The organism is Sphingobacterium sp. xlx-130 (assembly GCF_011007405.1).
GTDB classification, from domain to species: Bacteria; Bacteroidota; Bacteroidia; order Sphingobacteriales; family Sphingobacteriaceae; genus Sphingobacterium; species Sphingobacterium luzhongxinii.
Genome location: NZ_WFKN01000005.1, coordinates 484,452 through 502,569 on the forward strand (window position 1 = coordinate 484,452; position 18,118 = coordinate 502,569).

The 18,118-nt window shown below is 40.4% G+C and carries 18 protein-coding genes; 4 read left to right on the forward strand and 14 right to left on the reverse strand.

Features of this window, described 5'->3' with window-relative positions; genetic code table 11:
• Positions 1 to 5: 5 nt before the first annotated feature.
• Together G7B18_RS10970 and G7B18_RS10975 are read right to left on the reverse strand one after the other, a co-directional pair.
• On the reverse strand, positions 6 to 485 hold the full coding sequence (locus G7B18_RS10970) for a TlpA family protein disulfide reductase (protein ID WP_164122573.1): 480 nt from the start codon (positions 483 to 485) through the stop codon (positions 6 to 8).
• A gap of 178 nt (positions 486 to 663) precedes the next feature.
• Positions 664 to 1,020, reverse strand: coding sequence for a hypothetical protein (locus G7B18_RS10975; protein ID WP_164122575.1), 357 nt, complete (start codon positions 1,018 to 1,020; stop codon positions 664 to 666).
• 243 nt (positions 1,021 to 1,263) lie between these two features.
• Between G7B18_RS10975 and G7B18_RS10980 the strand changes: the two genes are divergently transcribed.
• Positions 1,264 to 1,860 carry a methyltransferase domain-containing protein gene (locus G7B18_RS10980; RefSeq protein WP_164109938.1) on the forward strand — a complete coding sequence of 199 codons (597 nt, stop codon included), beginning with the start codon at positions 1,264 to 1,266 and terminating at the stop codon, positions 1,858 to 1,860.
• Between the two features lie 603 nt (positions 1,861 to 2,463).
• Here G7B18_RS10980 and G7B18_RS10985 read toward each other — a convergent pair.
• The 10 genes from G7B18_RS10985 to G7B18_RS11030 all read right to left on the reverse strand — a co-directional run bounded on the left by G7B18_RS10985 (position 2,464) and on the right by G7B18_RS11030 (position 10,910).
• Positions 2,464 to 3,627 carry a TlpA family protein disulfide reductase gene (locus G7B18_RS10985; protein WP_164122577.1) on the reverse strand — a complete coding sequence of 388 codons (1,164 nt, stop codon included), beginning with the start codon at positions 3,625 to 3,627 and terminating at the stop codon, positions 2,464 to 2,466.
• 4 nt (positions 3,628 to 3,631) lie between these two features.
• Positions 3,632 to 5,014, reverse strand: a complete 1,383-nt coding sequence (locus G7B18_RS10990) for a TlpA family protein disulfide reductase (RefSeq protein ID WP_164109946.1) — start codon at positions 5,012 to 5,014, stop codon at positions 3,632 to 3,634.
• A gap of 102 nt (positions 5,015 to 5,116) precedes the next feature.
• On the reverse strand, positions 5,117 to 5,254 hold the full coding sequence (locus G7B18_RS10995) for a hypothetical protein (RefSeq protein ID WP_164109948.1): 138 nt from the start codon (positions 5,252 to 5,254) through the stop codon (positions 5,117 to 5,119).
• Positions 5,255 to 5,571: 317 nt separating this feature from the next.
• On the reverse strand, positions 5,572 to 5,793 hold the full coding sequence (locus tag G7B18_RS11000) for a hypothetical protein (RefSeq protein ID WP_164122579.1): 222 nt from the start codon (positions 5,791 to 5,793) through the stop codon (positions 5,572 to 5,574).
• A gap of 3 nt (positions 5,794 to 5,796) precedes the next feature.
• Positions 5,797 to 5,943 carry a hypothetical protein gene (locus tag G7B18_RS11005; RefSeq protein ID WP_164109952.1) on the reverse strand — a complete coding sequence of 49 codons (147 nt, stop codon included), beginning with the start codon at positions 5,941 to 5,943 and terminating at the stop codon, positions 5,797 to 5,799.
• A gap of 134 nt (positions 5,944 to 6,077) precedes the next feature.
• Positions 6,078 to 7,199: a FecR family protein gene (locus tag G7B18_RS11010; protein ID WP_164109954.1), complete on the reverse strand. Its 1,122-nt coding sequence runs from the start codon at positions 7,197 to 7,199 to the stop codon at positions 6,078 to 6,080.
• 70 nt (positions 7,200 to 7,269) lie between these two features.
• Positions 7,270 to 7,833 carry an RNA polymerase sigma factor gene (locus G7B18_RS11015; protein ID WP_164109956.1) on the reverse strand — a complete coding sequence of 188 codons (564 nt, stop codon included), beginning with the start codon at positions 7,831 to 7,833 and terminating at the stop codon, positions 7,270 to 7,272.
• 135 nt (positions 7,834 to 7,968) lie between these two features.
• Positions 7,969 to 8,874, reverse strand: a complete 906-nt coding sequence (miaA, locus tag G7B18_RS11020; RefSeq protein ID WP_240452837.1) for a tRNA (adenosine(37)-N6)-dimethylallyltransferase MiaA — start codon at positions 8,872 to 8,874, stop codon at positions 7,969 to 7,971.
• Complete coding sequence (locus tag G7B18_RS11025) at positions 8,871 to 10,043, reverse strand: Gfo/Idh/MocA family protein (RefSeq protein WP_164122581.1); 1,173 nt, start codon at positions 10,041 to 10,043, stop codon at positions 8,871 to 8,873. The genes miaA and G7B18_RS11025 overlap by 4 nt, the downstream gene beginning before the upstream one ends.
• Positions 10,044 to 10,157: 114 nt before the next feature.
• Positions 10,158 to 10,910, reverse strand: coding sequence for a hypothetical protein (locus G7B18_RS11030; protein ID WP_164109960.1), 753 nt, complete (start codon positions 10,908 to 10,910; stop codon positions 10,158 to 10,160).
• Between the two features lie 462 nt (positions 10,911 to 11,372).
• On the opposite strand from G7B18_RS11030, the gene def reads away from it, so the two are divergent.
• Positions 11,373 to 11,957 carry a peptide deformylase gene (gene def / locus G7B18_RS11035; RefSeq protein WP_164109962.1) on the forward strand — a complete coding sequence of 195 codons (585 nt, stop codon included), beginning with the start codon at positions 11,373 to 11,375 and terminating at the stop codon, positions 11,955 to 11,957.
• Between the two features lie 39 nt (positions 11,958 to 11,996).
• Here the strand turns inward: def and G7B18_RS11040 are convergent, their stop codons facing one another.
• Positions 11,997 to 13,052, reverse strand: a complete 1,056-nt coding sequence (locus G7B18_RS11040) for a sugar phosphate isomerase/epimerase family protein (RefSeq protein WP_164109964.1) — start codon at positions 13,050 to 13,052, stop codon at positions 11,997 to 11,999.
• 277 nt (positions 13,053 to 13,329) lie between these two features.
• Between G7B18_RS11040 and G7B18_RS11045 the strand changes: the two genes are divergently transcribed.
• Positions 13,330 to 15,072: an aromatic amino acid hydroxylase gene (locus tag G7B18_RS11045; RefSeq protein ID WP_164122583.1), complete on the forward strand. Its 1,743-nt coding sequence runs from the start codon at positions 13,330 to 13,332 to the stop codon at positions 15,070 to 15,072.
• Here G7B18_RS11045 and G7B18_RS11050 read toward each other — a convergent pair.
• The gene (locus tag G7B18_RS11050; RefSeq protein WP_164122585.1) at positions 15,069 to 16,295 is read right to left on the reverse strand and encodes a glycosyltransferase; all 1,227 of its coding nucleotides are present in this window, start codon (positions 16,293 to 16,295) and stop codon (positions 15,069 to 15,071) included. The genes G7B18_RS11045 and G7B18_RS11050 overlap by 4 nt on opposite strands.
• A gap of 85 nt (positions 16,296 to 16,380) precedes the next feature.
• On the opposite strand from G7B18_RS11050, the gene G7B18_RS11055 reads away from it, so the two are divergent.
• Positions 16,381 to 18,117: a GMC oxidoreductase gene (locus G7B18_RS11055; protein WP_164109970.1), complete on the forward strand. Its 1,737-nt coding sequence runs from the start codon at positions 16,381 to 16,383 to the stop codon at positions 18,115 to 18,117.
• The last annotated feature ends 1 nt before the right edge of the window (position 18,118 follow it).

Genomic DNA, 18,118 nt, shown 5'->3' on the forward strand with positions numbered 1-18,118 from the left:
TTATCTTATTTTTTAATTTGTGAAATAATTTGTTCTTCTGTAGGGTTGATTGCAATGAGTTTGCCGGAGCTGTCAAACAGATAAGCTGCCGGTAAAGCCTCGACACCAAAAAGAATAGCAGACTGTGCATCAAATCCTTTTGGGTCGATAAGTTGCTGATGCTTTAGTCGATCCTGCTGAATGGCTTTAAGCCATTTGCTGCTTTCTGTATCTATAGAGATCCCCACAATTTCAAAATTCTGTTTTTTGTACTTGTCATACAGTTTTACAAGATGCTTATTCGCTTTTCTGCAGGGCAAGCACCAAGAAGCCCAAAAATCTACCAAAACAGTCTTTCCTTGAAAAGAATGAAGTGCTATTTCGGTATTTTTATCGTTTTGTAATGTGATATCAGGAAGTGTATCCCCAATTTTTAGCTGTGCATACGAATTCGTAACAGCCAATAAAAGGATCATGATTATCCCTACTATGTTTATTCGCTTCATGTAATTATCAATTGATCATAAGAGCGTGGGCAAATAATAGTTTGATATTATTATACCCTATTGTATAAGAATTCAGCCTGTCTATTGACGGTATTCTTTACAAAAGGATCTTATAAAGTGAATATTGACCTGAAAAGGTGTTTAGAAAAGACAGTCCATGGGCTGTCAGGAAGGAATTTTAGCTTATTTTAGGAGGAAGCCAGATGGCACGCGCATCATTGGAGTGAAATATTTCTACGTAAAAATATTTTTGCTTTTTTTCTAAAAATTCGAAAGGGGCACCACTATCTATCACACTGGCAATCAAAGGGGGTTTTACATCTACAGCGTAAGATACACAGGAACAGCTTTCACAGCCTGCCTTGCATTTGTGTATTTTGCTGGCTTCTTTTTTCGTTTCCTTGCAGCAGGACCTTTCGGATGACATCTTCTTACAACATACCTTCGTGGCTTCGACACGTAATGCCATAGCCGATTGTGGCCCCATGAGAAGGGCTATAACAACGAATAGTAATATGTAAATCTTCTTAGCCATTATATCAAGGAATAAAGGTAGCACTTTTTTGACCTCTTTCTACCAAAATCACTGTAATCATACTGATACATTATGTACGGAAGCTATTTCATAGTATCCCAATAGGGGATTTAAACACATGCACAAATGTCCTTTACTACGCTAAAGTATCTGCGATATTGTTTTTAAGGGTACGAAACTGGCAAATTCTAGTTATATTGGGGCTTATATTTATTATAGACCTAAATAACGTATAACAAACAAATGATCTTTAAGGCACTTCGTTCCAACACCGATGTCGCGGATAGTATATTCAATAAGGTATATCCACCGCATATCCAAGAACTATCTGAACGTCACTGGACTCCGGTCGCTGTAGCTAAGATCGCGGCGCAATATCTAGCCGACGGCCCTAACACGAAAGTGCTGGACATAGGTGCAGGCGCTGGCAAGTTCTGTTTGGTGGCTGCAGCCTGTACTGAGGCTCGGTTTTATGGGGTCGAACAGCGCGAATCACTCACGCAGCTTTCGAAAGAAATTGCCGTAAAACACCATATTCATAATGTAGAATTTATTCACGCCAACATCAATCAGATTACATTTTCGGACTACGATGCTTTTTACTTCTACAACTCTTTCTATGAAAACATAGACACTTCGTGCCCCATCGATAAGGAGATACAACCGGATAGAAAACTATTCCGTATGTATAACAGATACCTCAAAAATGAATTGGACAAACTGCCCATCGGCACCCGAATAGCAACCTATTGGGGCGGCTGGAACGAAATACCCCGCAGCTTTGAGCTGAACGGCTCAGCATGCAATGGGTTGTTGAATTTTTGGAAGAAGGTGGTATAACTCGTACTCTACTTAACAAAAGAGCCATCGTCGCTTCGCCCTTTGCTGGTATCGTACATCCATCACCATTAAACTAACAATTCCATTTTTCTGCTTGAAGCCTCTCTTTTCTATAGTTGCATTTAGCACAAATGGTCTTGCTTTATCCAACCACTTGACCTGACTGTAAAAAAAAAGGTATGCTGCAGTGTCAAGTATTTGCGTAGTTCCTGTTTGCCATTAGCCAAGTACGGATTCTCGTTGTTCATGATATAAAACCCTTTATCATGGCCTTATCTTAAAAAAGAACACAAATAATCGGTAAGTTTATTAAATAGGGGCAATTAGAAAACTAATTAACCCTTATTTTCCATTTTTAAGGTTTCTATTCTAAAAAAATTAATTAATCACAAGCAGGACTGACTACTTCCCTCAAGAAACTGCAAACTCTTTAGCTAGATATCAGAAGGAACCTGGCTATATTTGCTCTGTAAGGATTTATTCATCGGAATTTCGAATAAAGATTTTTCCTTTAACTATGCCAGAACTATATTTCCCGCATTAGGATTGTTACCATAGTTATTGTACCAAACTTTGTTTTTACTATCTGCATGGAATTGTGTCTTAGTAGCCGTAAATATTCTGCAGAGCAACGTCAATATCATCAGTTGCTGAAGCAGTAATTCTCAAAAGAATCTTCCCTTGAGCATCGACTAGTATTTTAGTCGGAAACCCCGTAATATTGTAAGACTTTACGATATCAAATTCCTCTTTGTTCTCATTATTGAGGACGTTGATCCAGTGTATTCCCAATTCATCAATTGCTTTTTTCCAGCTTAACGTTGCTTGTTCCATGGTCTTGCCGTGTTCTTGTGCCACCCCCACGACCTCAAAACCCTTATCCTTGTACTTATGGTATAACTCCAATAGATGTGGCATGCTAGCTCGACATGGCGCGCACCAACTGCCCCAAAAGTCAATTAGAAACACTTTACCTCTAAGATCTTCTAGCTGGAAAGCTTCTCCTTTGTCGGTAGTACGTGCAAAAGATGGGGCCAAAGTACCTTTGGCAGTTACGATTTCGTGCTGAATATTATTTCGTATCTCTTTGCCGATTCTTGTATTATGATATTGATTATCTATAGAAGCAAAGGTATTTGCATAGTCATCTGAAGTGTAGATATTCTTAAGTCTATACAGTAAAAACAGACTAACATAAGATTTTGGATGTGCTATTATAAAGTTCTTCTGTGCATCGTACCCCAATCGGTTCAATCGTCTTATCTCCTGCATTACAACAGCTCCACTCTCAGATTCGCTATTTACTTCTCCTTTTAATAACGGAGCATATAGTGTAGACACCTGCCGATTAATACCTGCTATTGACTGTCGCAAAGTATTGTATTCATCATTTTCTTTACCTCCAGACACACGAGCTAATTCTAGTTCATTAACGAGTCCATCTATCTTAATATCTTCTTCATGAATAAAAAGATTTAATGGACTTTGCATGGTACCGGCTTTTCGTTCTGCGCCAACGGTCTGTAATACGGCATCAATTACAAGTTCTTGCTTAGGCAAACGAATTTCGAAATTTCCAGAATGAGCATTCCCGACATAGGATTGCCTTTTACCAAAGTGATCTATATAGGTAATTCTGAACTTTTCAAAATCCTGACCATCTGTAGACTTCAATCTTCCACTAATCAATAGACTATCTCTCTGTGCTAAAACAAGCACAGGAGATAATAAAAGACTTGCTAAAATAAATATCCAAATTGTCTTCATAAGTTTACTTTTTTTCTGATAAAACTCTTTCTAATAATTCCTTCAGCGCGGGTTTGGAGGGACGTGGAGAATCAATAGTCACAATATTTCCACTTCTATCGAACACCATAAAGCGAGGAATTCCGTTTATTTTGTAATATTCGGCAATACCTCCCCAACCAGAGGCAAATAGCTGTATACCACCTAATTTTTCATCCTTTATCATTTTAAGCCATTTCTCTTTGTCTTTATCTTCATCAACAGATATACTTACTATCTCCAAATCTGTTCCATTCATCTCTTCTTCTAATTTCTTAAGGTGCGGAATCTCTGCTTTACAAGGTCCACACCATGTTGCCCAAACATCAATAAGCACCACTTTACCTCTCAAATCACTAAAACGAACGACCTTGCCATTTTTATCTGGAAAAGAAAAATCTAATCCTTGTTCACCAACTTTCAAGGGAGCAATATTATTCATAATAGAAGACGCCTTTGTTTTCTGAGCATCCGTTAATAAAAATCCCTTGTACTTATCAGCAGCTTCCTTATATAATTTATAATCTTTTTGCTGTGCTAAATATTTCAACACCACATCGCCTTTCAACGTATCATTGCTCAATAGCTCTGTATCTTTCTGCAAACCGCTTATACCCTTTCCTGGGGGCGTATTGTTAATACGACGAAAAATCGAGGATACGCTAGATAGTGTACGGTTTCCCCAAGGAAGATTGTAAACAACAAACGCATCCTTTGAAAAGTCAGCTAATGAGAGCGTCTTGTAATAATCGGAATACTCTTCTATCGTAGGGTGAACCGATCTTGGTGTCATCATGAAATTCACAGCAATAGCGGCTATGTCCCATTTGATATAGGTCTCGAATCTATTGTCAAACCTAGGATTACCCGATTTATTAGTCTTTACAAATCTTTTTGTTTCCTGATTAACCGAGTCCAGCTGCGGATAGAAGTCTAAAAACGTACTGCGTATTTGTCTCCAACTAAAGGCCTTATCCTCGATAGGGTTAACTAACTTATGCCAATTCGATAAGATTTTATTTTCTGGACTATTTCCTGTACCTATTAAATCGTAGCTCATTTCTTTAATAGTCAGTTCCAATTCATCACCCGATTTGAAATAAAAAGTAAGATTATCTGTCGGGCTATTCAATTCGCCTGTTCCTAATGCATAAAACCCTTCGTAATCGGGATAAAAAGTAAAGCCGAATTTTTTGTCTGCTTGTGGTATAGCGGAAGCGATTTCTTCCATATCTCCATTGACTACTTTAAATAGTTTCACCACACTTACCGATTCCTTTTCTAATGTCCCTTTCACTTGAACTGGGGACTGTGCAAATAACGCAGCGCTTGAAAGCGCTGCTGTTACGGTTAAAAATGTTTTTTTCATTAATATCTTTCTTTATATGTTAGACTCTTTATTCGACCAAAACCAGAATAGCTCTCGTCCAATTATAATATCTGCATTAAGCGCCGGGGACAGTATAAATGTCTAATTGACCTTCAGTCCCATCACTTTGGCTGGATCATACGTTCCTACCATCAATTTGTTACCTCCTTTATACTTCGCAAAGTTTTTAAATTCATAAAAATTATGATATGAAATTTTATGTGTTCTATAATCTTTCATGAATTTGGACGTTTTATAGGTCATGTCATATTGATAAACTTTTCCGCCAACCGCATAAAATATATAACCAAACTCAGGATTGATTGCGTAGTATTCCGCTTTATCAATATCTTATACCTAATATTTCGTTGTAATAAGACTGTACATTATTAGCTGAGTTAAACCTAGCCAAGTATTTCTTGTTCGAATTCAAAGGCTTAAACCCAGAGAAAATTACGCTACCACTATAGGGCGCCCAACGCATATACGCCAAGTCCAGACCTCTACTTAAAGCTGACGACTATAGAAATAAGTATTACCCTTTCCAATTAAAGGATCTACTTTTTAGTACCCTTATCTGTTCCAAAGTATAAGCCATAACTTATTTTATCAGGGCCAATTAAAAGTCCAGCAGCATAACTACAAATCATTACAGGCTTTCCCTCAAGCTTCAACTCAGAACCCGTAGTTTCGAACAAATCCAACACTAAATCAAAGCTTCCTTCATTCGCCAATGAAATTACGTCAATCCGAGCAGAGCCATTTACTTCATTCATCATTATTCACCCCTCGTTGATTTCATTAACAACCTTAATACTGATTTTTTTCCTATACTTCACCCCTGTAGCATTTTCAGTACCCCAATACGCATCATACGTACGTGGTAGAATAGTTATCCTTAAATTGAGGTCTTTTCTGTTTGCTAACACAATTAGTTCACTTATTGATCTATGGCCTTCAACTACTCATCGGGTTATGCGCCAACAGAATCCGATTATGTTGGCTACCCCAAGGCGATCCTGAATTACTGTACTTCATTTTGTTTGTCTTCATGTTTTTTAGATTACATAATAGTTAAGTTAATTCGCTTGTCTTTGCCCAATACGGCCTTAGTCTGCAGCTCGGCGTAGTTTAACAACTCAATCAGTCTGTCCAACGGTAAATTGCGTGGAATCTTGCCGATATACTGTGCAACGTTACTTTTGCGTTCGTAATCGATGTCAATGTCATACCAGCGTGCTATCTCTTGTAAAACCTCGGCTGTATTCGTGCCATCAAAATTGAACTGCCCCCTAGTCCAACTCAAAACATCATCAATATTGACAGTCTTGGTCTCTAAACGTTGGGCGATAGAACTCGCCTGCTGATTGGGCTTTAGTATAGTCGTATTAGCGTCCAAGAAAACTTGTACGGAGCCTTCGGCTAATGTCGTTTGTTCTTTATCCTCCTGCGGATAAGATTTGACATTAAATTTGGTTCCGAGAACTTGTATTTTCTGATCCCTCGCCTCTACGATAAAATGGCTCTTGTTACTTGTTTTGGTGACCTCAAAATAACCCTCTCCCTCCAGCTGTACAATACGGTCTCCTGTCCCAAAAGAGGAAGGATAGGTTAGTTTAGAATCCGAATTGAGTGTGACACGCGTACCATCGACAAGCGTCAATTGATAGGTCGCTGCTTTAGGGACACGTAAACTGTTGAATTGAATCCTTTCCTTTCCGTCTGCAGCATTATGATAGCGAACCTTACCTTCGGCATCTTTGGTAATAATGTTCTCTCCCACGCGCAAGCTTTGATTGAGCGCGAGTTGATCCAAATCAATTTCCTCTCCCCCCTCCAATACAATGATCGCCCGTTCTTTTGCTGGCTCCACCTGCGCCAGTTGTTCTACAGTAGCTATCTCTTGAAGGGACATCGAGTTCCAGATGAAGTAGCCCCCAACAAGAAGCACAGAAGCCGCTGCTGACCAACGGTAGATACGCTTTAGATTAAACGGCTTAGCCTCGTTCTTAATAGAAAATAGAACCCGCTCTTTGGCTCTTTGCTGAATATGCCCGATCTGTGTATCGTCCGTCGCAGCGTTTGTGTTTAAATCGTCGTACCACGAAGTCACCTCACGTCGATCGCTCCCCCTTGCATTCAAAAAATTAGTTAGCTGCTGATATAATTGCTTTATATACATCATAACAAAATGGCCAAAATATAAGGTCAGTTATTAGATAAGTGTATAAAAAGAGGGGGAGCTTCTACTCTATTTAGAAAAAAAGTAAAAAATTTTTCGAAACATCACGCAACTTACTGATAGCCTTATTGATATGCTTCTCAACAGTAGACTCCGAAATATCCATCCGTGCTGCTATTTCCTTATTAGTAAGATATTCGTTGCGACTCAATTTAAAAACGGCTCTACATTTATCGGGAAGATTTTCGATTTCATTGGTGACAATATCGATAACATAGCGGTAATGCAAACGATCTTCCAAGGGTACAGTATCATCCAAGAGATCCAACTCCTCAAGATCCAAAGGATTAGCGCGCTTCAAAGCATCCCGATAATGTGCTAAAATAAGATACCGGCAGGAGGAATAAAGATAGGCTGGTAAAGAGGTTATCTCAAGCATATTATGGCGATTTCGCCAAAGGGATAGAAAAAGGTCGTGTAGTATGTCTTCCGCAACCTGAGGATCAGCAACCTTAGATAAGATATGCCTAGTTAGGTCAGTAGAAAAGAGGTCATAAAGTAGCGAGAAGGCCTTTTCGTCTCCTTTTACAATACGCTCCAAAAGCGAACGAAAATCTGTTAATTCACTCTCCTTCATGACTATTCGCGACTAAAGCTAACAAATTTATAATACAAACGAATATGAAACTTACTTCACGACAAAATTATAGATCTTAGAATCAGCAACAAACATAAATAAAGACGATTGATTTAGTGGTTTATTTTATATAAATCAAACAATCCACTGGATATCAACTCCATCTTTCTCCATTTTTCGAAGATAAGTCATCTGCCGCTTAGCATATCTATGGATTTCCGTTTCAAGTTTCGTAACGAAGGCCTCGTAAGTTAACTTGTCCTGTAGGTAGTAACTAATGTATTTGTACTCCAGTCCATAATACGCTAACTGTTCGTAGGTTACTCCTTGATCCAAGAGCTTTTCGACTTCTTCAACCATTCCCTGCTCCAAACGTTGGTGAAGACGTCGGCTAATTCGCTGCCGTCGGATCTCAACAGCTGGATCGAGGCCTAAGATAGTCGCTGTATAAATGGGTTGAGATGCAGGCAATACGTGTATTGGATCTGAAAGCCATCGTAAGACTTCGAGGGCGCGTACCATACGCTTCTTGGAGGAGTAATCTATTAGATACCCCTCAGGCACCGTATAATCACTTAAATATGCTTCGATTTCTGCTTTGGTTTTACGTTCGAGCTGCTCCCGCCAGATTATATCTGTCGGTATCTGGTTATAGGGCTGACTAGTCAAAAGTGCTTGGATATAAAACCCTGTTCCTCCGCATACGATAACCTGCTTTCCTTTCGCTTTAATCTGACCATAGGCTTGTTCAAAATCGGCCAAAAAACGGGATACATTATACTGTTCTCCCGGATTGACGATATCGATAAGATGGTAAGGGACATCTTCGTATTCCTGAATATCCTTACCTGTACCGATGTCCATACCCCGATACACCTGACGGGAATCTGCACTGATAATCTCGGCATTAAGGGATCGAGCTAGCTGTACGGCTAATTTCGTTTTGCCCGAGGCAGTGGGCCCTAAAAGGATTAAAATATCTTGAGCGCGAAAATTTGTTTGACGCTCAAGATACATTAAGACATTTATACTGTTTATCACAGTACAAATTTAGTCCATTTTTCGTTACTCTCGTTACTCTTTACTACGGTATCAATAAATGCCATACCACGCACACCGTCTGCTACAGTAGGGAAGTCCAATGTCTCTGCGCTGGGTGTTAACCCTGCTTTCTTTGCAGATACAGTCGCTGCAAAATTGCGGTATATGTTCGCAAAGGATTCTAACAGTCCTTCTGGATGCCCAGCTGGCACACGTGTGTTATGCGTAGCGAAAGAACTTAGGGTATAAGGTGCTGCATAAGCATTGCCTGTACGGTACAATTGGCGAGGCTGATCCAACATTTTAATGATCAGACTATTAGGATCTTCATTAGCCCACTCTAACCCCCCTTTTTCGCCATAGATCCGAATGCGTACGGCATTCTCCTCTCCTGCTGAAATCTGTGATGCCATAAGGACTCCCTTTGCTCCGTTATCAAAGCGCAACAATACCGAACCATCGTCATCTAGTAACCGGCCTTCTACGAAGGTTGTTAAGTCGGCACAAAGTTCTGTTATACGCTGACCAGAAACATACTCTGCCAAATGAGCAGCATGTGTACCTATATCTCCCATTACTAACGACTTGCCCGAACGTTTAGGATCGGCTCGCCATGCTGCGCCTGCATTGCCTTCACGCTCGGATAGACGGCTCAACCAACCTTGCGGATACTCTACCACGATCTTGCGGATCTTGCCAAAATGCCCTTCTCTAACCATCGCCTTTGCCTGCTTAACCATCGGATAGCCGGAATAGGTATGTGTAAGACATAAGGTACGGCCAGTACGTTCTACGATAGTCTGTAGCTCTTGAGCCTCTTCTAGGGAAACTGTTATTGGTTTTTCTACCACCACATCAAAGCCAGCTTCCATCGCCAACTTTGCAGGCTCAAAATGTAGAAAATTTGGTGTCACTATGGTTAGGAAATCCATACGCTCGTCTGCGGGCAACTGGGCTTCTTTTTCAATCATGGTTTTATAGTCTGGATAGACCCGGTCTGCCGCGACAAAAAGATCTTCTCCTGACTGCTTTGAAATTTCGGGATTAACACTGAACGCTCCACAAACCAGTTCAATTTTCCCATCCATAAAGGCTGCTATGCGGTGTACCGCGCCAATAAAGGCGTCATTACCACCACCTACCATACCCATGCGTAATCTACGTTTCATATGTGTTTAATTTGACTTTTAATGGTCATATGTGATAAATAATTATTCCCTTAATATGCCATTAAGTAGTTTAAGTTTTACTATTGAAGGTTGTCTAAAAATAACAAATACTTATCAAAGAATCAGCTTTAATTTTAAACTTCCTTTATTTTCAACAAAATAGTCTGCGGTTTCTCCTTCTGGAATAGTTATAAAACGTCTTCCTCGGATGATAGCAAACCGCTGGGGAGGAAGATCTGCGACAACCTTGAAACCAATAGTCGCTAATGAGGAATCTTCTTGAGCCCAATCTTTATCAGCATAGGTCATAATGTCCTGTGGATTAAAATTACCAACAAATGCTTTTACCAATTTAGAAAGCCCCCCCACAACTAAGGTGTCTCCTTTATGGCAAAAGCGGATCAACTCAAATGATCTATAATTCGTTCCTAAAGCATGAATAATACGTCCTCCGCTGAATACAGCAACAGACACCAATTCGCCCTGATGAAAAAGTCCATATCGATATTTGCCCGGTAGCGCTCCCTGAAGATGGTGTTCTTCTTGAAAAGCCATGGATACACCCTTGTCAATACGTGCTACAACAGTGGTCCGCCCATAAATCCGCTGACCAAAACCCTGCAATCCACGTAGTCGATTTATTATCTTTACGCCAGCAGACATCAACTGATCGTAATCAATATGTATGTGCAGCACAGCTTGGTCAGTCTCCATACGAAATGTACCCGGCAAATATAGGATGATAACTGCTTTTTCTGTTTGCAGCAAATAGTAAACCTCGTGCTCTTCGATAGCTGTAATAGGAATCTGCTTCGTCAATCGTCGGATAAATTCTGTTATGTTTTTTTTCTCTTGCTGCACAGCCATAAAAGTACGGCTTAAACCGTTTTAAAGCAATTCGACAGAGCAATGGGACAAAAAATATGATTGATTTCCTATATCCGGTGAACACTTTGCTGAAAAAAGCGATTACTTATTATTAGATGACGCTCTCTTTTTATGTACAAGTGATCCTTTGGGGGTAAACAGTAATCACGCTTTGCTAAAAAGCATTCACTCGTAGTTTTTTGCATTCACATTTTGTAAAAAAAGTAGCCACAAGGTATTCTCGGTGAGGTACTTGTTGCGGATAAACATTCACATTCTGCTACAAAATGATCACTGAAAGCAGGAAACCTATCACATTTTTTTGGATGGTGCCATTTTCTGATTTAGAATGAACCAACAGCAACTGAAACAAACCAATATACAGCGCTATAACGCAAAAATGAGTGGGTTAGGAAATCAAATAAATATTAAAATCCGTACCTTTGCAATAGAATTAAACAAATGAAATTACCAATAGTAGCATACGGTGATCCGATATTGAGGAAAAAAGCCGAAGAAATAGAAGAAGATTATCCTCAACTTAAAGAGTTGATTGATAATATGTTTGAAACCATGTATGGAGCCCATGGGGTTGGTCTGGCAGCACCTCAGGTTGGTCTTGCTTTGCGCATGTTTGTAATTGATGGCTCTCCTTTCGCGGAAGATGAGGATGGTGAAGGTGACCCTAATCTGAAGGATTTTAAGAAAGTTTTTATTAATCCCATTATTGTAAAAGAACACGGAGAAAAATGGGCTTTTAATGAGGGATGTCTTTCTATTCCGGATATTAATGAAGAGGTTTTGCGCCCTTCGAACGTCCTTATTAACTATCTGGATGAAAACTTTGAGGAACACGAAGAAGAGCTGTCTGGTCTAGCCGCACGCATCGTACAGCATGAGTATGATCATATCGAAGGCAAACTGTTTGTAGACAAACTCGGTCCATTGAAAAAGACCATGTTAAAAGGCAAGTTAGACCAAATTTCTAAAGGTCAAATACGTGTGGGGTATAAAATGAAATTTCCCCTTCAAAAGAAAGGAAGATAAAGCAAATGGGGACGAAACATTTCGTCCCCATTTATCTTTTTAGCTTAGCCCTAAAATTTCTTTATTGAATGCAGCATCGGCTCCTGTAGAGGCAAAATCATCAAAAGCCTTGTCCGTAACACGGATAATATGATCGGCTATAAACTTCGCTCCCTCCGTCGCCCCATCAATTTGATTCTTGATACAGCATTCCCACTCCATGACAGCCCATCCATCGAAACCATATTGAGTCAACTTACTAAAAATTGTTTTGAAGTCCACTTGCCCGTCACCAGGTGAGCGGTATCTACCCGCCCGATTTAACCAACTCTGGTACCCACCAAAAGTACCTTGCTTGCCCGTAGGATTAAACTCCGAATCTTTTACGTGGAATGCCTTAATACGTTCATGATAAAAGTCGATGTACTGTATGTAATCGAGCTGCTGTAATACAAAATGTGATGGATCATACAACAGGCAAGCTCTAGGATGATTATTCACCTTCTCCAAAAACATCTCGTAAGTAATCCCATCAAATAGATCTTCTCCCGGATGGATTTCGTAACAGACATCGACACCGCAGTCTTCAAACGTATCAAGAATTGGGGTCCAACGCTTAGCAAGTTCGGTAAATGCTTCGTCTACCAAACCGTCAGGGCGTTGTGGCCAAGGGTGAAAATATTGCCACAACAATGAACCACTAAATGTCGCATGTGCAGTGATTCCCAGATTTTGGGAAGCTTTAGCCGCATATTTGAGTTGTTGAATAGCCCATTCGGTACGTGCCTTAGGATTGTTTCTGACCTTCTCTGGAGCAAATGCATCAAAAAGCTTGTCGTAGGCTGGATGAACAGCCACCAATTGCCCCTGCAAGTGGGTAGACAATTCAGTGATTTCTAAGCCGGCTTCGTGCAGTTTACCTTTATACTCGTCAGCATAAGTCTTGCTCTCTGCTGCCTTTTGGAGATCAAAGTATTTTGCATCTCCCGTAGGAATTTGTAGCCCCTTAAAACCTAAGGATTTTGCCCATTGAGCGATATTATCGATAGAATTGAATGGTTCTTCTTCAGCAATAAACTGCGCCAAAAAAATACCAGGACCTTTAATTGTTTTCATTCGTATGTGTATAATTATTCGTGCATTTAATTGTTTTCTCGATGGAACTCATGAATGCTTCGCATTTATTTCATGATTCGTCAGTTGACGGATCGGTTTGATTTTTATCTATTTCAGCAAAAGAAACTACGATTTACAAACAATAAAGATAAGATTTTAAAGTGGCAAAATTTACCGATTAGGAACAAAAAGGTTTGTAAAATATTATTTCATGATTCATCTATTTCTTAGAATTTATGCGAGATTTTATTAAGTTTGATAATTAATTAAGCAAGTTATGCACACAAATTATGAGTCAAATCCTATTTTAGACCGCCTACCCCAACACTTAAGGCAGTTTATTAAACCCCAGAATTACGAGGATTATACACCTATAAACCAAGCTGTATGGCGTTATGTCATGCGGAAAAATGTAGACTATCTTTCTAAAGTGGCACATAATTCTTACCTAGAGGGCTTAAACAAAACAGGATTGGAAATTGACAATATTCCTGATATGTACGGAATGAACCGTATTTTGAAAGAAATAGGATGGGCCGCTGTAGCTGTGGATGGCTTCATCCCTCCAAATGCGTTCATGGAATTTCAGGCCTATCACGTCCTGGTTATCGCATCCGATATCCGTCAACTGGAGAATATAGAATACACTCCTGCTCCGGATATCATCCATGAGGGTGCTGGTCACGCACCTATCATCGCGAATAAAGAATACGCAGAGTATTTAAGGCGTTTTGGAGAAATCGGAAGTAAAGCAATATCATCGGCGCATGACTACCAAATTTATGAAGCCATACGCGAGCTGTCGATACTTAAAGAAGCCGAAGGAACTCCGATAGCCGAAATAGAACGGGTTGAAAACCTGGTCAATGACCTACAGAATAAAAAAATTGAACCATCGGAGATGGCTTTGATTCGTAATCTACACTGGTGGACTGTAGAATATGGCCTAATCGGAACCCTAGATGACCCGAAAATATATGGTGCAGGTCTACTTTCTTCCATCGGTGAATCGACTTGGTGTATGCGCGATGAGGTAAAGAAAATTCCATATGATATAACTGCTGCTTATCAAGGATTTGATATCACAAAACCACAACCACAACTGTATGTAACGCCGGATTTTGCCTTTTTAAGTCTTGTTTTGGAAGACTTTGCCAATACAATGGCTTTGAGAACCGGTGGGGGCAATGGTGTAAAAAAATTGATAGAATCACAGGCTCTGGGTACCTTGGAGCTGTCTACCGGAATCCAGATATCCGGTATTTTCTGCCGTGTCATTGAACATGAAGGAAGGCCTATCTATATTCAAACGGGATCTCCAACCGCGCTCGCTTATCATGACAAAGAGCTGATAAACCATGGTATAGACTATCATAGTCATGGATTTGGTTCGCCAATAGGCAAGTTAAAGGGCATCAATCTCTCAATAGAAGACATGAGTCCTAAAGATCTGCAAGCCTACGATATCGAAGAAGGAAAAGACGTTCGTTTAGAATTTGAAGGCGGGGTGACAGTAGAAGGACGTATCGTGACGGGACGTCGCAACATCAAAGGAAAAATAATTCTGATAACGCTTGAAAATTGTACCGTGCGCCATCACGAAGAAGTACTCTTCCAACCAGACTGGGGTACATATGATATGGCTATTGGAAAAAAAGTGATATCCTGTTTTTCAGGACCTGCGGATGCCAGAAGTTTTGATCTACACGCACATGTCTCGGAAACAAAAACTATAAAGCAACCCAAAACGAAGCAGAAATTAGACTTAGAAAAACTATACTTAAGTGTTCGTGAACACCGGGCTCTAGATCATAAAGCGGACTTAAATTCTATATTGCAGACGGTAAATACGTCCTATCCCGATGATTGGTTACTTACAATGGAAATCTGCGAAATAGCATATAAAGAGGGGGATAGCATCCTTTTTGAAAAATCAAAACAGTTCTTAAACAGCCTAAAGCTTTCCAAGCCGGCGGTAGGCCATTTAATTGAAGATGGCCTTCAATTAATAATCATTTAGGACAGATTCTTATTTTTAGCTTCAATCCACAAAGACATGTACTTTGTGGATTGAAGATATTGATGCATCAATATCTTACCGATGAAGTTGCTTTTCCTAAACATGACGATATCCTCCAATATTTCCCGGATTAAGCTAAGTAATATTTCGCTAGAAGAAGTATCTGCATATATATGATTAAATAGCTGAAAACCGATCTCTTGTTTTTCCTTCCAAACCTCGGCATTCCTATATAAATCAACGCTTTTTTGAACAAAAGGCAATACATCGTCTTCTACAAAACCCGCCCAATCCTGATTGTCATACATAGATTCTACTCCAATGTTGCTGCTTACAGAGGGTGTTCCCGCATACATCGCATCGACGAGCTTACCCTTGGTTCCCGCGCCAAAAGGAATCGGAGCCAATAAGACTTTGTAATTCGCTATGGTCTGGCGGGCATCCTCTGCCCTCCCTTTAATAAAAAAGCCTTCTTTGGGTTTATGAAGTTGAAAAACCTTCTCCGATGCATAGGCCCCAAAGATATGGAGCTCAGCATGAGGCTCTTTCTTTCTTATTTCTGGCCAGATTTTATGCTTTAATATCTCTACGGTTCTCCAATTGGGTTCGTGTACAAAATTACCAATGAAAACAAAATCTTTACGCTGTTCGAAAGTAGGTAAAATACCCAGGTGGATATCTTGTAATTTTTCCTCCTGAAAGGGTAAATAGAACAACCTTTCTGGAGAAACGGCAAAGCTATCGACCAAGAGACCCATTTCTGTCTTTGAAATAATCAGCGATAAATCTGATCGTAAGATTGCTGCGATCTCTCGCTTAGCCACATCTGTATCAAAGTTTAGGGGAGCACCCTTTTTGAAGGCCTCCTGTCTCGCTAGGCGAACGAAATGAAGATCTTCCGTATCTAATATCCTTAGTGCATCAGGACAATGCTCAGCAACCCGCCACCCATACTGCTCTTCAACCATAAACCGATCAAAAATAACTATAGTCGGAGATAGCTGTCGAATAAAATCATCAAACGACGAGTCATTCAATTGAATGGCATGTTCGTTTACTCCTATGTTTTTCAAGTCAAAAGAGTATTCGCTCTTGCCTGCTGCGGAAGCAAAATGAACTTCATAGTGCCTTGAGAACAAGCGTATCAAATGCAAAATCCGCCAACCGGCAGCCGAAGATGTCGGTTCTGGCCAAACCAAACCGACAAAAAGTATTTTTAGCATTTATATAATCTATGCTTTTGTTTTTTAATTATCTTTAAGCAAACTTAAATATAAAAATAGAACAATTAAATAAACCTATTAATAGATGACATCTTTTCAGATCATTGAAGATACTACTACCTATGATGCAATTGTTGTGGGATCCGGTGCTGGAGGGGGAATGGCCGGCTACATCCTAGCCCATGCAGGCCTCAAGGTCCTAATGCTTGAGGCCGGGCCATTTTTTGATCCTGCCAAAGATGCCCTACAGCTAAGGTGGCCCTGGGAGTCTCCGCGGCGAGGAGCAGGTACAACCCGGCCTTTTGGAGATTTTGATGCCGCATACGGTGGCTGGCAGTTGGATGGAGAGCCTTACAGCACAGAAAAAGGCACTGAATTCGATTGGTTTAGAGCCCGTATGCTCGGGGGGAGGACAAATCACTGGGGACGGATTTCATTACGCATGGGGCCTGATGATTTCAAACCGAAAGATGGTGTGACGGAGCAATGGCCCATAACCTATGAAGAAGTCAAACCTTTTTACGATCGGGTCGACCGTCTTATTGGTATATATGGCACTGTCGAGAATCTACCCAATGAACCGGATGGCATATTCCTAAAACCACCTAAACCCCGGTTAAATGAACTGTATATCAGCAAAGGTGCAAAAAAAGCTGGAGTCACCGTAATTCCTGGCAGAGGTTCTGTATTGACGGAAGCACTACCTGGAAACAAAGACCGGGGAACTTGCTTTTATTGTGGACAATGTGGCAGATCCTGCAAGGTATATGGTGATTTTTCCTCCTCATCATGTCTCGTAATTCCTGCTATTAAAACCGGTAATCTTAAGGTAATAGACAACGCCATGGTCAGAGAAGTACTTACCAATGAGGAAGGCGTGGCAATAGGCGTATCCTATGTCAACACCAAAGATCTACAGGAATATACTGTAAAAGCTAAAACGATTGTACTCGGCGCATCAGCCTGTGAAAGTGCCCGTCTAATGTTAAACTCGAAATCTGCCGCACATCCAGCCGGAATCAGTAATAGTTCTGGGCTGCTCGGGAAATATCTTCACGACTCTACCGGAGCCAGTCTCGGTGGCTTTCTCCCTCAGCTCCTGGATAGAAAAAGATATAATGAAGATGGTGTAGGTTCCGTACATATTTACTCTCCTTGGTGGCTTGGTGATAAAAAGTTAGATTTTGCCCGGGGATATCATATCGAATACTGGGGAGGAATGGGAATGCCTTCTTATGGCAGTATGCATGGCATCCCAAATATGAATCATCTCGTCCCACGAAAAGACGGATTGCCGCAGGAAAGTGGTGGATATGGAACTGCTCTAAAACAGGATTATAGACGCTTTTACGGATCTAGTGTCGGTATGGCCGGAAGAGGTACAGCGATCGCCCGAAAAGAAAATTACTGCGAAATAGATAATACCAAAGTGGATAAATACGGTATTCCTGTATTGAAATTTAACTATACCTGGTCAAACGAGGAAGTCAAGCAAGCAAAACACATGATGGAAACGTTTCAGTCTATCATGCATGAAATGGGAGCTGTAATAACGTCTCCTATACCTGGTGCTGATACACTTTATGGACTAGAAACACCTGGAAGAATCATTCACGAAGGTGGTACCACACGTATGGGCAACGACCCCAAAACATCCGTCTTAAATAAATGGGGACAAGCCCACGAGTGTAAAAACCTTTATGTGGTAGACGCAGGACCATTTGTACAACAAGGCGACAAAAACCTGACGTGGACAATATTAGCACTGTCTATGCGTACCGCAGAATATATATTGGAAGAACGAAATAAACTAAATACCTAAG

Bases quoted from the DNA above. Each gene is read 5' to 3' on its own strand.
- G7B18_RS10980 (WP_164109938.1), top strand. From the start codon at position 1,264: ATGATCTTTAAGGCACTTCGTTCCAACACCGATGTCGCGGATAGTATA.
- G7B18_RS11050 (WP_164122585.1), bottom strand. From the start codon at position 16,295: ATGCTAAAAATACTTTTTGTCGGTTTGGTTTGGCCAGAACCGACATCT.
- G7B18_RS11040 (WP_164109964.1), bottom strand. From the start codon at position 13,052: ATGAAAACAATTAAAGGTCCTGGTATTTTTTTGGCGCAGTTTATTGCT.
- G7B18_RS10975 (WP_164122575.1), bottom strand. From the start codon at position 1,020: ATGGCTAAGAAGATTTACATATTACTATTCGTTGTTATAGCCCTTCTC.
- G7B18_RS11010 (WP_164109954.1), bottom strand. From the start codon at position 7,199: ATGATGTATATAAAGCAATTATATCAGCAGCTAACTAATTTTTTGAAT.
- G7B18_RS11045 (WP_164122583.1), top strand. From the start codon at position 13,330: ATGCACACAAATTATGAGTCAAATCCTATTTTAGACCGCCTACCCCAA.
- def (WP_164109962.1), top strand. From the start codon at position 11,373: ATGAAATTACCAATAGTAGCATACGGTGATCCGATATTGAGGAAAAAA.
- G7B18_RS11000 (WP_164122579.1), bottom strand. From the start codon at position 5,793: ATGATGAATGAAGTAAATGGCTCTGCTCGGATTGACGTAATTTCATTG.
- G7B18_RS10970 (WP_164122573.1), bottom strand. From the start codon at position 485: ATGAAGCGAATAAACATAGTAGGGATAATCATGATCCTTTTATTGGCT.
- G7B18_RS11025 (WP_164122581.1), bottom strand. From the start codon at position 10,043: ATGAAACGTAGATTACGCATGGGTATGGTAGGTGGTGGTAATGACGCC.
- G7B18_RS11015 (WP_164109956.1), bottom strand. From the start codon at position 7,833: ATGAAGGAGAGTGAATTAACAGATTTTCGTTCGCTTTTGGAGCGTATT.
- G7B18_RS11055 (WP_164109970.1), top strand. From the start codon at position 16,381: ATGACATCTTTTCAGATCATTGAAGATACTACTACCTATGATGCAATT.
- G7B18_RS10985 (WP_164122577.1), bottom strand. From the start codon at position 3,627: ATGAAGACAATTTGGATATTTATTTTAGCAAGTCTTTTATTATCTCCT.
- G7B18_RS10995 (WP_164109948.1), bottom strand. From the start codon at position 5,254: ATGAAAGATTATAGAACACATAAAATTTCATATCATAATTTTTATGAA.
- G7B18_RS10990 (WP_164109946.1), bottom strand. From the start codon at position 5,014: ATGAAAAAAACATTTTTAACCGTAACAGCAGCGCTTTCAAGCGCTGCG.
- G7B18_RS11030 (WP_164109960.1), bottom strand. From the start codon at position 10,910: ATGGCTGTGCAGCAAGAGAAAAAAAACATAACAGAATTTATCCGACGA.